This is a genomic window from Paenarthrobacter sp. C1 (assembly GCF_049315185.1).
In the GTDB taxonomy this organism is placed as follows: Bacteria; Actinomycetota; Actinomycetes; order Actinomycetales; family Micrococcaceae; genus Arthrobacter; species Arthrobacter nicotinovorans.
Genome location: NZ_CP186052.1, coordinates 3,987,897 through 4,000,619 on the forward strand (window position 1 = coordinate 3,987,897; position 12,723 = coordinate 4,000,619).

General features: G+C 63.1%; 16 protein-coding genes. 7 read left to right on the forward strand and 9 right to left on the reverse strand.

From position 1 onward, the window contains the following. Window positions 1–95 precede the first annotated feature (95 nt). Window positions 96–773, reverse strand: coding sequence for an FMN-dependent NADH-azoreductase (locus ACNAOU_RS18570; protein ID WP_422757462.1), 678 nt, complete (start codon window positions 771–773; stop codon window positions 96–98). Window positions 774–897: 124 nt separating this feature from the next. Here ACNAOU_RS18570 and ACNAOU_RS18575 point away from each other — a divergent pair, with 124 nt between their 5' ends. Further along, entirely contained in the window at window positions 898–1,332 is a 435-nt protein-coding gene (locus ACNAOU_RS18575) for a winged helix-turn-helix transcriptional regulator (protein ID WP_018778785.1), read from the forward strand. On the opposite strand, the gene ACNAOU_RS18580 is transcribed toward ACNAOU_RS18575, so the two are convergent. The 7 genes from ACNAOU_RS18580 to ACNAOU_RS18610 all read right to left on the reverse strand — a co-directional run bounded on the left by ACNAOU_RS18580 (window position 1,322) and on the right by ACNAOU_RS18610 (window position 6,480). Beyond that, window positions 1,322–2,866 carry a CYTH and CHAD domain-containing protein gene (locus ACNAOU_RS18580; protein ID WP_306878251.1) on the reverse strand — a complete coding sequence of 515 codons (1,545 nt, stop codon included), beginning with the start codon at window positions 2,864–2,866 and terminating at the stop codon, window positions 1,322–1,324. The two genes, ACNAOU_RS18575 and ACNAOU_RS18580, sit on opposite strands and share 11 nt — an antisense overlap. An 87-nt stretch (window positions 2,867–2,953) precedes the next feature. After that, window positions 2,954–3,439, reverse strand: coding sequence for an SRPBCC family protein (locus ACNAOU_RS18585; RefSeq protein WP_422757463.1), 486 nt, complete (start codon window positions 3,437–3,439; stop codon window positions 2,954–2,956). 115 nt (window positions 3,440–3,554) lie between these two features. Further along, on the reverse strand, window positions 3,555–3,905 hold the full coding sequence (locus tag ACNAOU_RS18590; protein WP_018778782.1) for a hypothetical protein: 351 nt from the start codon (window positions 3,903–3,905) through the stop codon (window positions 3,555–3,557). 125 nt (window positions 3,906–4,030) lie between these two features. Then, window positions 4,031–4,366, reverse strand: a complete 336-nt coding sequence (locus tag ACNAOU_RS18595) for a PRC-barrel domain-containing protein (RefSeq protein WP_020608537.1) — start codon at window positions 4,364–4,366, stop codon at window positions 4,031–4,033. After that, complete coding sequence (locus ACNAOU_RS18600; RefSeq protein WP_039242929.1) at window positions 4,356–4,781, reverse strand: hypothetical protein; 426 nt, start codon at window positions 4,779–4,781, stop codon at window positions 4,356–4,358. The genes ACNAOU_RS18595 and ACNAOU_RS18600 overlap by 11 nt, the downstream gene beginning before the upstream one ends. Then, window positions 4,778–6,007 carry an NRAMP family divalent metal transporter gene (locus ACNAOU_RS18605; protein ID WP_422757464.1) on the reverse strand — a complete coding sequence of 410 codons (1,230 nt, stop codon included), beginning with the start codon at window positions 6,005–6,007 and terminating at the stop codon, window positions 4,778–4,780. The genes ACNAOU_RS18600 and ACNAOU_RS18605 overlap by 4 nt, the downstream gene beginning before the upstream one ends. Then, window positions 6,004–6,480: a hypothetical protein gene (locus ACNAOU_RS18610; protein WP_422757465.1), complete on the reverse strand. Its 477-nt coding sequence runs from the start codon at window positions 6,478–6,480 to the stop codon at window positions 6,004–6,006. The genes ACNAOU_RS18605 and ACNAOU_RS18610 overlap by 4 nt, the downstream gene beginning before the upstream one ends. A gap of 1,092 nt (window positions 6,481–7,572) precedes the next feature. On the opposite strand from ACNAOU_RS18610, the gene ACNAOU_RS18615 reads away from it, so the two are divergent. The 3 genes from ACNAOU_RS18615 to ACNAOU_RS18625 all read left to right on the forward strand — a co-directional run bounded on the left by ACNAOU_RS18615 (window position 7,573) and on the right by ACNAOU_RS18625 (window position 8,787). After that, window positions 7,573–8,190: a dTMP kinase gene (locus tag ACNAOU_RS18615; protein ID WP_416429933.1), complete on the forward strand. Its 618-nt coding sequence runs from the start codon at window positions 7,573–7,575 to the stop codon at window positions 8,188–8,190. 112 nt (window positions 8,191–8,302) lie between these two features. Further along, on the forward strand, window positions 8,303–8,521 hold the full coding sequence (locus ACNAOU_RS18620) for a hypothetical protein (RefSeq protein WP_416429932.1): 219 nt from the start codon (window positions 8,303–8,305) through the stop codon (window positions 8,519–8,521). 14 nt (window positions 8,522–8,535) lie between these two features. After that, window positions 8,536–8,787 (forward strand): hypothetical protein, encoded by a 252-nt coding sequence (locus ACNAOU_RS18625; RefSeq protein WP_416429931.1) that lies wholly within the window; start codon window positions 8,536–8,538, stop codon window positions 8,785–8,787. 37 nt (window positions 8,788–8,824) lie between these two features. On the opposite strand, the gene ACNAOU_RS18630 is transcribed toward ACNAOU_RS18625, so the two are convergent. Next, on the reverse strand, window positions 8,825–9,565 hold the full coding sequence (locus tag ACNAOU_RS18630) for an NUDIX hydrolase (RefSeq protein WP_018778772.1): 741 nt from the start codon (window positions 9,563–9,565) through the stop codon (window positions 8,825–8,827). 101 nt (window positions 9,566–9,666) lie between these two features. Here ACNAOU_RS18630 and ACNAOU_RS18635 point away from each other — a divergent pair, with 101 nt between their 5' ends. From ACNAOU_RS18635 to ACNAOU_RS18645, 3 genes are all read left to right on the forward strand, one after another. Next, window positions 9,667–10,686: an SPFH domain-containing protein gene (locus ACNAOU_RS18635; RefSeq protein WP_039242937.1), complete on the forward strand. Its 1,020-nt coding sequence runs from the start codon at window positions 9,667–9,669 to the stop codon at window positions 10,684–10,686. Window positions 10,687–10,695: 9 nt separating this feature from the next. After that, window positions 10,696–11,598: a hypothetical protein gene (locus ACNAOU_RS18640; protein WP_422757466.1), complete on the forward strand. Its 903-nt coding sequence runs from the start codon at window positions 10,696–10,698 to the stop codon at window positions 11,596–11,598. 136 nt (window positions 11,599–11,734) lie between these two features. Then, window positions 11,735–12,679, forward strand: coding sequence for a hypothetical protein (locus tag ACNAOU_RS18645; RefSeq protein ID WP_018778769.1), 945 nt, complete (start codon window positions 11,735–11,737; stop codon window positions 12,677–12,679). The last annotated feature ends 44 nt before the right edge of the window (window positions 12,680–12,723 follow it).

Genomic DNA, 12,723 nt, shown 5'->3' on the forward strand with positions numbered 1-12,723 from the left:
GTGAAACCGAAGGCCAGTTTACGTCTGGTTGCTGTGGGCAACTAGAGGGAACCGGGGCGTTGTGGAGGCAACCCGGACAACGCCCCCGGTTCACCTCACTTGCTGATCAGTTCCGAGGCCCGAACGGCATCGAGCTTCCCTGCGAACAACAGTGCCGCGTCGCTCAATTCCCTTTCCGCGAGGTGGCGGCTGCCGTCCACGTCCGTATTCAGGACCGTAGGCGCAAATCGGATGTGGGCGGCGTCCTGGATCCCCACGAAGTTCAGCCAATCGGCAAAATACGTACTGCTGAAGTCGGCACCGAACATTGCCGGGACCCCTGGGGCGTAGACACCGCTGGTGTGGATGGCCATCGCCAGCTTCCCTTCCATGAGACCGGTGTACCCATGCTCCGGGTGGAAACCGAAACTCCAACCGGGCTGGGTGACGATGTCGATCCACTGCTTCAAGGCATAGGGAATCCCCGAATTCCACATGGGAATGTTGAACACGTAGGCATCCGCCGCCGCGAACTGGTCAAAGACCGACCGTGCCGCTTCCCACGCTGCCATCTGCTCCGGCGTTTGTTCCTGGCCCATGAAGACCGCCATTTTCGCGGAGGCGGCGACCCGACCGAAAGCCGGCAGTGCATCGTCGTCGAACAGGTTCAGTGTCTCCAGTTCAAAAGTCTCCGGAGCCGCAGACTGGACCGAATCGATGAAGTGACGGGCAAGTCCCAGCGAATCGCTGCTGCCGTAACGGGGAGAGGCGTTGATATGGAGGATGGAGGGCATGGTTTTCCTTTCAAACGGGGGACGTTCCGACCCCTTACTGATCCTCGCCCGGTTCCCCGGCACAGCATAAGAACGCACTTTTTTGTGCCCAAGGCACGTCGAAGTGCCTGCAATGATTGGGGGTATGACACTCACGGCTGAGCAGACCCGCCAGAAAGCCCGGCACCAGTACAACGCCTCCCTGGAGAACTGCCCGGCCCGGCAATTGCTCGAAGCGATCAGCAGCAAATGGGTGACTTTGGTGATGCTGGCGCTGGAAGAGGGACCGCAACGCCACAGCGGGTTACGCAGGCACATTCCGGGGGCCAGCCAGAAAATGCTGACATCCACGCTGCGTTCTTTGGAGCGCGATGGCCTGATCCACAGGGAAGTTACGCCGTCCGTCCCCGTCCGGACCGACTACTGGCTCACGGACCGCGGCCGCTCACTCCTGCCGATTATTTTCGACATGAAGGAATGGGCTGAGGACAACATGGACGCCGTGGCTGCGTCGCGCCGGCTCCACGACGCGGAGCGTGCCCGGGCCACACCGGCCGGCAACCCGGAACCTACTTCTTAAGGCGCAGCTTCAAGGTCTTGGCACTGCCCTTAAGGTACTTGCGCTCCGTTGCGTCTGAAACGGCGGATTCCCTTGCATGCAGCACCCCGTAGGTGAAGGCCGCGCTGGCCGTCCCGGGCGCTGAACCAAGGTCCAGCAATTCTCTGCGGGCCAACACGCTGTCCTGGTGGGTACCCAGAACCGATTGGACTTTGTGCGCAGCCTTGCCAAGCTTCGCTGCAGGCTTGCCATGGACGCTCTCTGCGGCCGCCGCCGCGAAACGCAGCTTCTTGGCGGACTTCCGCACGCGGTGCAGGGCTTCGTCGCGTGATTGCCCGACGGCGGCCGATACCGCCGCGTCGTGGCGCTTGCGGAGCCGCTTCACGGCTTTGTTGACGAGCTTCGCGGTGGTCTTCCTTGCCGGTGCGCGCCCCTTTTCCGTCAGGGGCGGCGCTTCGATGAACGCCTCAAGGTCGTCGAGGAGACGGAAGTACCCCGGGCTGGTCAGACGCGTCCGGATGGCGGCCAGTGCAGTATCGGCCCTGATCATCATCCGCTGGTCCAGCTCATCGTGGAGCGGGCCCAGGACCAGGTTTTCCGGCAGCTCATCAAGGGCATCCCGCAGGCGCTCATGCAGGACTTCGGTGTCGCGGTACCGGCCCAGGGTCTCCGCCAAGGATTTCAGCCCGCGTTCCAGGTCATTGACGGGCCCGGGCGCAAAAAGCGGACGATAACTGTGCAGGACCGAGCGTATCCGTCGGGTGAACGCCCGCATTTGATGTACGGAATCGTCACGGCCCAGCCGCACGTGGGCGTCCTGGAGAAGCAGGCCGGCGAGCTGCCGCTGCAAATAGCTGAGCACGGCGTCCGCTGCCCTTTTCTTACCGGCGCCCTTGGCGGCGTCTGGCTTCCGGTCAGCTTTCCCAGCCATGGGCAATTCGCCACCCAAGCCGCCCAAGGCGGTGGCCAGTTTGGAGCTTCGATGGCTGGGAGTCGCACCTGCTGCGGAAAGCTGGCGGGTCAAGGTAGCCAACAGGGAGTCACCGGTTCCGTCGGAGGCCGCCAGCTCCACCTCCCATTCCCGCCATTCAAGCCGGCGGTCGTCCCCCACCGTGACATGGGCCCGGACCCGATCATCCACGAAGTCGGCCAAACGCTCGCCCTGGCCTCCGTACAGGGCGTAGCTCATACGATCCGTATGCAGGGTGGCCACTGCGAGGACGGCGTGCGCCCGGGTATAGGCGAGCACTCTGTCCATGAGCTCCACCGGAACGGTGTCTGCACTGCCCAAAGGAGCGTGGATTTCGGTTCGTTTTCCGGGGCCGAGCGGCAGTTTGAGGTGCCAGCCGGCGTCGTGTCCTCCGGTGCGGCGCCGCAGCGTGATTCCGTGGCGTGCGAGCGAAAGCCGGCTGGTGTCGAAGTAAGTGGCTTCCAGTGTGTGGCTTACCGGGTCACCGACTCTGCCCACGCCGTCGATGGCGTCCAGCATCGGAAGCGGCGTGGACTCCAGGGCGTCGAATTTCTGCTCTGCCTCTACGCTGCTGGACGTTGCCATGGCTTTCGGTACTCCCCTTCACGGTTACTCCAAGTATGCCGCGAGGGCCGGTCCGTGGAAACGGCCGGCCCTCGCGTGCAGCAAGATTTACAGAGGCGCTCCGCCTGCGTCGCCCACATCGCCACCAGACACTGTTCCGCGCCAGGCGCCGGACTCGTGCCCTTGGGCTTCTATGAACTTCTTGAACTTGTCGAGGTCGGCGCCCACCCGCAGTTCATCCACGCCAAGCGCGGATCCGGCCTTTTCGGCGAGGCCTTCAGGCTCCCAGTCGATGGCCACGTTGACCCGGGTGCGGGCATCCTCGAGGGGCACGAAGCTGACTGTGCCCGAATTCCGCGGCCCGTCAACGCTTGTCCAGCTCACCAATGCGTCAGGAACCTGCTCGATGATCTGGGCGTTGTATTCGCGCTTGACCCCTCCCACGTTGGTGGAAAAGTGCAGGGCCGTGTCATCGATCTGCTTCACGGACTCCACGCCATTCATGAATTCCGGGAAGGACTCGAACTGCGTCCATTGGTTGTAGGCGACAGACACGGGCACGTCCACGTCAATTGACTTGTTCACCGTTGCCATGGGTCTTGCTCCTTCGATCTAGTCTCTGTTTCCAGATTCGGGATTTCCGGCGGCGCACCAACCGGCTGGCTGCTTAACCAGTGGCGCGCCAGTATAAGCGCGCCAGCCAAAGCTCTTAGCCGGCGTCAAAACTTTCTTCGTCATCATCGTTCGGCGACTCTTCCTGGGGAAGGTCGTTTCCGCTGCCATCGGGCAGTTCTTCAGTGTCATCCGGCACGGATGACTGCTCTGCGTGGGACTGTTCATCGATGCCGCCAAAGCGGCCTGCGCCCGGCTCGCCGGAGCTGTCCGAGTCTTCCGGATTCAAGTGGCTGAGGTTCGGCGCACCGGTACCCTCACCCAATGCAGCCTCGTCGATGTCTTCTTCAACGCGCGGCTGGGCCTGGCCTCCGCCGGCTTCCTGCTCTGCCGTAGGAGTGCCGTAGCCTCCTACTTCCTCTTCGGGTGTGGCGTCCTGCTTGTCCATATGACTAGTCCTTTCCGATGCGGCGAACGTGTTGATGGAACACTTCGAACCTATAAGGATGCTTAGTGGCATGTCCATGCTACGCCAAAATTATCAGTAAACTTAGCAATTCCCTTTTCGATGGTCTATCGTGTCAGCCGCGCATCGTAGGCGGTGAAGCCGGGCCGCAGCCCAACCCTCTCCGGACCCATCTCCGCGATGTCCTCCCACAGCACCAGAAATGACCCCTTGTGCCGCCAACGGAGCAGCTGAGCAACAGGCCAAGGCTGGCTGATTTCCTGCCGCTCGTAGCCCAGAAACGACGACGCCGTCCGCGGACTTACCACGATGCCCACCAGTCTGGCCGGGCTAAGGAGCTGGCCTGCTCCCGCATCCAACGCGAACCGGACGTCCGACACCTCGCCCAACCGCTGGCCGGCCCCATCCACTACATCGCTGCCCAACACGTCGCTAAGGTTCATGCCTGCCTCCCGGGATCCGCGCAATGACATGGTTTCGCAGCCACCGCTCAACCCATGAGGCATCCATCGAGTCGGCGCGGACCCCCAGCGACACCACCGTGTCCACGCCCGCCACCACTTTCCACGGAATACGGATCAAACGGCTCGACGGCGGCCTGCCGCCGAAAATGCGGGTTCCCAGTACCGGCCCGGTGAGCAAAGCCGTGATCTGCGGGGGCGCCGATCCCTCCGGGATCTTCTCATCGGGTTCGGGCCCGCTCAGCTCGATGTCGTCGACTGTGGTGACAGGGACGCCGTCGACGTCCAATATCTGCCTGTCCAACAAGTGCAGCTGGGCGTCGAGCACAAGGCCCGCCGGATAGGGTGCAGCGTGGAGCTGCTGCGGTTGGAAGCGTTTGGGCTTGCTCTTGTTCATGCTCCAGCTCCTGTGGCGATCATCAAGGGGATGGCCGCCATGGAGGCAACCAGGATGATGAACAGGTAGATCACTCCGGCGATGTTCACCGCGCGGTTGTTGACATACTTGCCCATGTACTGCGGGTCGTTGGCCACGATGAGTATCGGCAGGTAGGTCAACGGAAGCGCTATCGCCGAGAAAACCACGGAGTATTCAGTCACGAGGATGGGATCAACGCCCGTGGCCAGCACCGCCACCCCGGCCAGCAACACCACGATCATCGACACGTGGAACCGGGCTGCCTGGGCCGGGCGGCGGAACTTGCCCCACGACCATCCAAAGAACTGTGCAAGCGTGTAGCCACTGGACAGCGTTGTCTCCAAGGCCGCCCCGAAAGTCGCTGCCACCACCCCCAGAATCAGCACAGCCAGTGCAAGCTGGCCGCCCGCCTGCGCCACGGGAAGCGCGACCTGCGACAACGAGGTGACGCTGATTCCGGCTGGGAGAAGAACGACGGCGGCACACCCGGCGATCGCAAAGGACAAGAACCCGCCGAGCGGGAAACCGAGAAGGACGTTGAGGCGTGACTGGGCCAGGTCCTTGATCTTCCAGCGCTCCTCCACTGCTCCGGAGGAAAAGAAGAACACCTCATACGGCGTCATCGCAGCTCCGAAGAGGGCAATGGCGTAGTACCAGTACACGCCGGCGCCTTCCTGGGCCGGAACGGACGGAGAAAACGCCTGCTCGGCCAGGGCACCCCAATCAGGTTTGAGAAGGAACAGGGCGACGGCGAACACCACCAAGGACAAACCCACAAGTCCTGTGACGTTCTCCATGATGCTGAACTTCACCCGCCAAACCACCAGCCACACGGCCAGCAGCGCAAAAGGAACCCAGAGAATATAGGCCACCCCGCTGGCTAGTTGGAGGGCAAGGGCAATGCCGCCGATTTCGGCGGTTACCGTCATGACATTGATCAGGAAGGACGCACCCAGATTGGCTAATCCGGCCCGGGGTCCAAGGCGCTCCCGAATGACTTCGAAAGTGGCCCTGCCGGAGACTGCAGCCACCCTGCCGGACATGTTGGCGAAGAGGCAGATACCCACGACGCCGACCAACACCACCCATGCCAGCGACATGCCGAACCGTGAGCCCACCACGGCGTTCGTCACGAGGTCCCCGATGTCGACAAAGCCCCCGATCGCCGTCAGGATGCCGAGTGCAACACCGAGGAGCCGTTTCACTGGATGCCGGCCTTGGTCATCAGACTGTCCAGTTGCTCGGTGGTAACGCGAAGTTCTCCTTGCACGGTGGAAAGCCTGGCTTTCCCTTGCCCGTCGTCAGGACCGTTCGACGATGAAGAAAGGGCATCCCGCGCGTGCAGGAGAGCCCTGGAAATGGAGGAGAAGGCAGCCAGGACATCGTTGCGAAGTACGCGTTCTTCCTGGGTTTGCGCCGTGAGTCCGTGCACCTCGTTCGTGGCCGACTCCACATCGCCCAGCATGTCGTCGGCAGCGGTAGCAGCGGCGGCCGCCGTCGTACTGTCCGAAATCCTGAGATCCACCGCAAGGCTGGCCGCCCGCACGGCCGATGAAACCTCATCAGCCGGCCCTTTCAGGGCGTCGGCTGAGGGTTGCTGCGAACAGCCGGCCAGCACGCCGGCAGCAGCCACCAGAAGAGTGAGGAGAACGGTTCGGAGCCGCGTAGATTTACTCATGACGGCTTCGGAATCTCGCACCCACCCTGAGGATTCATGCCCATGTAATTCAGTGGGCCGGCAACTATATTCAGCGCAATGGTTGCCACTTGCGAGCACTGGGCGGGCGGGTCGCTGTAGTAGCCGCGTTGCCCGGCGGCAACTGCCCCTATAACGAGCCAGACGACAACCAATAGCCCGATGATTGAACCGATTCGCATTTCTACCCCAATCGCTAACTGACAACGCTCAGCAATTAGTGACAAACCGTGGTTTTGGGACCCTAAAGGAGCGTGGCGGCGGACCGGATATCTCCCGCCCACCGCCCCGCTGATCCGATCAATCCGTGGGATTGGTTTCGGTTGTCAGACCGCGGTTGTCCGCTGTCTTTTCATCCTTTTCTTCTGCCGGCCCGGGTGGATTGGCAGATTCGCTGGGACCAGCATCGACGGAGTCATCCTGACTTCCCGACGATGCGTCACCGGCGTCTCCCGGGCCGCTGGTTTCTGGCACCCCCGGCTCCCTGGGAATGGGATGGCCAGGGGTGGTGGTTCCGTCGCGAACCTGGGAAAAACCGGCAACTTCGCTTGGATCAGTTGTCATACGCGCGACCGGCCCCTGCCGACGACCCAACCAATAAGTGCCAGCACCAGCAGGATAATTCCTACCCAAAGCAGGAAACTGAGTGCTTGGTTGAATCCGCCTACAAGAAGCAGGATGATCGCGATTACGCCGGCGATTATCAAGAGTGTGTTCATTGAGCTACGCATCCCTTTCAATAACTGTTGTCTATTCAGGAAGGCGTCCGCTGGTACTCCACACCGTGTGGAGCGCCACCCATGCCAACGGGCACCGGTTGGAGAAATTCATCTCCGTATTTCTTACGTACCCTCAGGGAAAAGGATCCAAACGAATCTTTTGCCCGTCAGGAGTACGTACATAGCATCATGATAGGCGTGCTTTCCTCTTTGGCGAAGCAGTTCGTCAGGAAACTTACTACCGTTTTGCGGAGATGCCCCCGGGACCGCCCTCAGGACGCCCGCCGAGCTGTGTGCCGACTCACGGCACAAGAGCCCGCTCCCCTTCGTTGGACAGGAAACGAGGGGAGGCCTCATGCTCATTGTTCTGACAGGAATCGACGGTTCAGGAAAAACGACGGCGGCCCGCGCCCTGGTCGAGTCGGCCCGCGCTGAGGGGCGGGATGCCCTGCTGCTGAGCAATCACGCCGGCCGGAGGCAGTTATCCCTGCTGGCCGAGCGGTTCAGTTACCCGCTTCCGCCGCGCGTGGCAGATTTCATTGAGACAGGCGTGCGCCTTTTCACCGTGCTCGTCAACCATGCACGCGCCCGACGGACCGACGGCCTGGTTGTCATGGATCGCCACCTGCATTGCCAGCTCGCGCTCCGGGAAAGCAAGGGCCTGGAACACGGACGACTGCTGCCGTGGCTGCTGCGGACGCTGCCCACCCCGGACCTGGCAGTTCATTTCGACGTCGACCCGCGCCGTGCGCACCAGCGTGTCATGGCACGCGGCATCGATAAAGAAAGCCTGGCCGAACTGCAGGGGTTTCGGGACGCCTACCGCGCTCTCCCTGGGTTCGCTGACTTTGTTGTCGTGGACGCCAACGGCACCCCGGAAGAGGTGCGGGCCCAACTGAACCGGCTCATTGCAGCAACGGAGCCGGCTCCCTTCGCCCACGCAGGCAATGAGGGACGGATAACGTCCTCCTAAGTGGCGCCTTCCCGGATTCATGCGTAGGCAGCATTTGACTTGCTCCCTGGCGCGCTCCGGGTAGGCTCGCCACATGTCCACATCAATGCGGGCAGCGATTGGGGGAAAGTTAATGAGCGCCAAAACCCGGCGAGGGCTCCTTATCTTCATCAGTGGATTCGGGTCCTACATGATCCTCTTATCCACGTTGGGCCCACTGCCATCCCTTCTTCTGGGTCTTGTGGTGGCCGCGGCCACGGTTTACCTGGATGGATGGCTGCGGCTAGGGTTCAGCAAGCACCCTGGCCTGAAGGCCGCGGATGCCCCTTCGGAACCGGACCTACCGCAGTGAGCGGGTTGCCGGCTTTGACTTCGGACTCGTCAGTCGTCTCTGAGGCGCGGATCGGCCGCAACTCCCGGAAGGTCATCGCAGGCGTTGTGGGGGTGGCCTGCTTGTTAATCATCGCCACGGCGATTCCCAGTGGCGTCCTGTTGATCACAACAGCTCTGGCTATAGCTTTGCTGCTGCCGAACCGCATCTGGATCGTCTCGACGCCGGAGCCGGAGGCGACAGCGACGGCGGTTCTCGCCCACGCCGACAAACTAAGGGACGGATAACGTCCCCCTAGGTTCCCAAGAGAGCGTTAGCTTTCGCCTACTTGGGCGCAGCGGGGCGCATCAGCGGCGGGTTCAGGACCGCGCGCGTGGGGTGGCCCGCCGTCGGACGTGCCTCCGGGGCGAGCCTGAACAGCGCAGCCGGGCGGCCGGCGTCGCCCGCTGTCATGCGGCCGGTGTCCTCCAGGAAACCGGGCGTCCCCGTCGCCTTCCGGTGGAAGTTCCGCGGGTCCAGGCGCGTGCCCCAGACGGCTTCGTACACGGCCCGAAGTTGGGCGATGGTGAACTCCTCGCCGCAGAAAGCCGCGCCGAGGGGTGAGTATTCGAGTTTCGACTTGGCCCGCTCAAGGGCGTCGTCGAGGATTTTGGCGTGGTCGAAGGCGAGTTCCAGCTCTCCGCTTTGGACTTTCGTCACCGGATACCACGCGGCGTTCTCCGCGTCACTGCCGGCCGCCAGTACCGGGAAGTCCGGTGCCAGGAGGAGGTGCGCGACGGTCAGCACGTCGCCGCGGGGGTCGCGCCCCTTGGGTCCGTAGCTCCCCAATTGTTCGAGGTGCCCGGGAAGGCGCTCGACGCCGGTCTCTTCCGCTAGTTCGCGCACCGCCGCCTCCTGCAGGTCCTCGCCTGCGAGAACGAAGCCGCCCGGCAGCGCGGGTTTGCCCTTGAAGGGTTCGATGAGGCGTGTAATGAGCAGGACGTTCAGCTCGCCGTCGCGCACGGTGAGGGCGACGACGTCAACGGTCACCGGGAAGCGCTGGGGCGCCGGATGGGATTCAGGCATGCAGCAATTCTAGGCAAGTTATCGTCATGTTGACAATAATGCGGGAAGCTCCTACTGTTTAGTTATCGTCAAATTGACGACAATAAGTAAAGGAGAACATCATGGCCATCATCAAGCGCTACCCCTGGATCAGCCACTTCCTCGGCAGCCCCACCGGCTACGTCGTCCACCTGCAGAAGGGGACGGTCAAGCACCAGGGAGTGGGCCAGGCATTCTTCTTCCGTCCCGCCAACTCGGTACTGAGCGAAGTTCCCGTGGACGACCAGGAACTGCCCACCCTCTTCCACGCCATCACCCGGGACCACCAGGACGTCAGCGTTCAGGCCAACGTGACCTACCGGTTCATCGATCCAGTAGCCGTGTCCACACGCCTGGACTTCGGATTGCAGACCGCAGGCAAGGCACCGGCCACCGGTCGCGAACAGGTTTCCACCATCATCGGCCAGCTGTGCCAGAGCCACGCGATCGACCAGATCGCCACCACCACACTCGCCGAAGCCCTGGAACGCGGCGTCAGCCAACTCCGCCTGGTTCTCACCGAAGCACTCCGCGCCGATGCAAGGCTCCAGTCCACCGGCATCGAAATCCTCGGCGTGCAGGTCCTGGCCGTCCGGCCCGAAGCCGACGTGGAACGGGCCTTGCAGACACCCGTCCGCGAACAGCTCCAAGCCGAAGCGGACCGGGCGGTTTACGAAAGGCGGGCAGTCGCCGTCGAACGTGAACGCACTATCTCCGAGAACGAGATGGCAAGCCAGATCGAACTGGCGGTCCGCCGCGAGAACCTGGTGGCCCAGGAAGGTGCCAACGCCCGTCGCGCCGCCGAAGAGAAGGCAGCGGCAGGTCTGATCGAGGCCCAGGGATCTGCCGAACGCAAGGGCATCGGCGCCGCGGCTGAAGCCAACCAGATCCGGCTGGTCGGCGAAGCGGCAGCTGCCCGCGAAGCCGCCACCATGGAGGTCTACCGCGGAATGGAACAAGCCACCTTGCTGGCACTGGCCCTCAAGGATGCAGCAGGCAGCCTGCCGAACATTGGTAACCTCACCATCACCCCGGACCTGCTCAGCGGAGCACTTGCCGGACTGTTCAAGGAACCCGCTGCCACCGCTGAAGTCACCAAGTAAGGATCTGTCATGGCAACCCCTCGCATCGTCCTCGTCCACCGGCGGACCGAACTTCAGGAACTCCTGGACCGGCACGCCACCCGCGGCCAGGCCGAATTCTTCCTCAGCACCCGCGGGCGCAGCATCCAGGACGTTCAGGATCGGCACGACCGCCTCACCGCCGCCCTCGCAACCGTCCGGGAAGCGGTGCCGTCCGACTGGCGGCAGGCCGAAGTGGAACGCGCGGACCTCAGCCGCTTCCTCCTCACGGCGGAGGACATCATCGCAGTCGTCGGGCAGGACGGACTGGTTGCGAACGTCGCCAAGTACCTGAACGGGCAGCCGGTGATCGGCATCGACCCCGAGCCGGGGGCCAACCCCGGCGTCCTTGTCCGTCACACGCCAACGGCCGCCGCTGCACTCCTGGCTGCTGGAGATGTCGGGCGGCTGCGCTGCCAGGACCTCACCACCGTGACGGCAACGCTCGACGACGGCCAGCAGCTTTCGGCGCTTAACGAAGTTTTCGTCGGGCACGCCTCGCACCAGTCGGCGAAGTACTCGCTCGCAGCGCCGAGCTTCACCCAGGCCGGCGGACAGACCGAGCGGCAGTCGTCGTCGGGCCTCATTGTTTCCACCGGAACCGGGGCCACCGGATGGTGCGCGTCCATCGCCTTGGAACGTGGCGGGCGGGCCCTGCCCTCCCCTACGGATCCGCGCCTCGCCTGGTTCGTCCGCGAAGCCTGGCCATCACCGGTCACCGGGGCTTCTTTGACCGAAGGCGTGCTGGAAGCCGGAGAAGTGCTGCGCATTACCGTGGCATCCGACCAGCTGGTGGTGTTCGGTGATGGCATGGAGGACGACCGGTTGACGGCTTCCTGGGGGCAGGAGATCACGGTGCAGTTGGGGCAACGGCCGCTGCGGTTGGTTGTTTAGGTTTGGGGGGCCGAAGCCAACAATGATCATGGGAAACCACCGCGTCAACGGTTAATCCAGTCAATGTAGTATGTGGTTTGGCGTCGCTCTTCATGCCCATCACGCCTATGAATCCCACAGAGACAAAGGAGCTTCCGTGAGCCACGCCCCGCAGGCACTGAACCACGCTCCGGCGTCGGAAAGCCGCCATAGCAGTGCCGCCCGCGAGGCCGCAGTGGCCTTGTCGATCGGCTTCCTTGCCGCAGCGCTCGGCCTCACCCCGTGGTGGATTACCGGCGCGAAGCTCCCCCTGCAGAACCTCTGGGCCAACCAGGTCATGCCGGATCAGATGCCCTTGGCGCTGCTGCCCCTTAGCCAATACGAAGTCCTGACCCTGATCGCACTCCTGACCACCGGAGGAGCAGCGGCCGGACTGGTGATCAGGCTCTGGAAGCCCGTTCACCGAGGGGTAGCGACGTGGTGTGCGGTGGGCGGTGTCCTGATGGTCCAGGTTGTAGCGACGGTCCAGTCGTTCACGGCACTGAACAACGGCCTCGCTGGTGGAAGGCTCACGGACTACTACTACTTTGGCCTCCTCGCCGGCGTCATCTCCTCGCTCGCTGCCTCCCTTGTGGCGCTTCTCCTGATCGCAGCAAAGACGCGGGCCATCGCAGCCTTGGGTATAGGACTCGTGGCCGTCCCCTTTACGTCCTGGGCTGTGGCGTGGGCAGTCGGTGTCGCAGGGCGGCAGAACCTGCCCATCCAAGTACCGGCCATCGCCCATTGGGTTCCTGCTGTCCTGGTGGGTTGCGCCCTGGCTTGGTGCGGGCTCAAGCCTACCCGCCGTGTAGTGGTGTGGGTGCTGAACCTTGTTTTCCTGTGGGTTATCCCGGCGGTTTTCACAGCTGTCCAGTCGGTTCTGGGGACCCGGGTCATTGCCGGCGATATCCCTGAGATGGTGCTCATGGGCCAGCAGGTCCTGACCGCAGCGTTGGGGCCCGACGGCGGTGCCGGTCCAACAGTGTTGTTGGCCTTGGGTATCGGCCTGGTCGGCGTCGCCGTTCGGACCATCGCCGCACGACAGGCCGCTGGCAAGCAGTAGGTCAATACCCACTGCTTCAAGAATCAACCGTTGTCCCTCGCAGA

Bases quoted from the DNA above. Each gene is read 5' to 3' on its own strand.
- ACNAOU_RS18630 (WP_018778772.1), bottom strand. From the start codon at position 9,565: ATGCCTGAATCCCATCCGGCGCCCCAGCGCTTCCCGGTGACCGTTGAC.
- ACNAOU_RS18610 (WP_422757465.1), bottom strand. From the start codon at position 6,480: ATGAGTAAATCTACGCGGCTCCGAACCGTTCTCCTCACTCTTCTGGTG.
- ACNAOU_RS18640 (WP_422757466.1), top strand. From the start codon at position 10,696: ATGGCAACCCCTCGCATCGTCCTCGTCCACCGGCGGACCGAACTTCAG.
- ACNAOU_RS18585 (WP_422757463.1), bottom strand. From the start codon at position 3,439: ATGGCAACGGTGAACAAGTCAATTGACGTGGACGTGCCCGTGTCTGTC.
- ACNAOU_RS18575 (WP_018778785.1), top strand. From the start codon at position 898: ATGACACTCACGGCTGAGCAGACCCGCCAGAAAGCCCGGCACCAGTAC.
- ACNAOU_RS18600 (WP_039242929.1), bottom strand. From the start codon at position 4,781: ATGAACAAGAGCAAGCCCAAACGCTTCCAACCGCAGCAGCTCCACGCT.
- ACNAOU_RS18590 (WP_018778782.1), bottom strand. From the start codon at position 3,905: ATGGACAAGCAGGACGCCACACCCGAAGAGGAAGTAGGAGGCTACGGC.
- ACNAOU_RS18570 (WP_422757462.1), bottom strand. From the start codon at position 773: ATGCCCTCCATCCTCCATATCAACGCCTCTCCCCGTTACGGCAGCAGC.
- ACNAOU_RS18580 (WP_306878251.1), bottom strand. From the start codon at position 2,866: ATGGCAACGTCCAGCAGCGTAGAGGCAGAGCAGAAATTCGACGCCCTG.
- ACNAOU_RS18635 (WP_039242937.1), top strand. From the start codon at position 9,667: ATGGCCATCATCAAGCGCTACCCCTGGATCAGCCACTTCCTCGGCAGC.
- ACNAOU_RS18615 (WP_416429933.1), top strand. From the start codon at position 7,573: ATGCTCATTGTTCTGACAGGAATCGACGGTTCAGGAAAAACGACGGCG.
- ACNAOU_RS18620 (WP_416429932.1), top strand. From the start codon at position 8,303: ATGAGCGCCAAAACCCGGCGAGGGCTCCTTATCTTCATCAGTGGATTC.
- ACNAOU_RS18595 (WP_020608537.1), bottom strand. From the start codon at position 4,366: ATGAACCTTAGCGACGTGTTGGGCAGCGATGTAGTGGATGGGGCCGGC.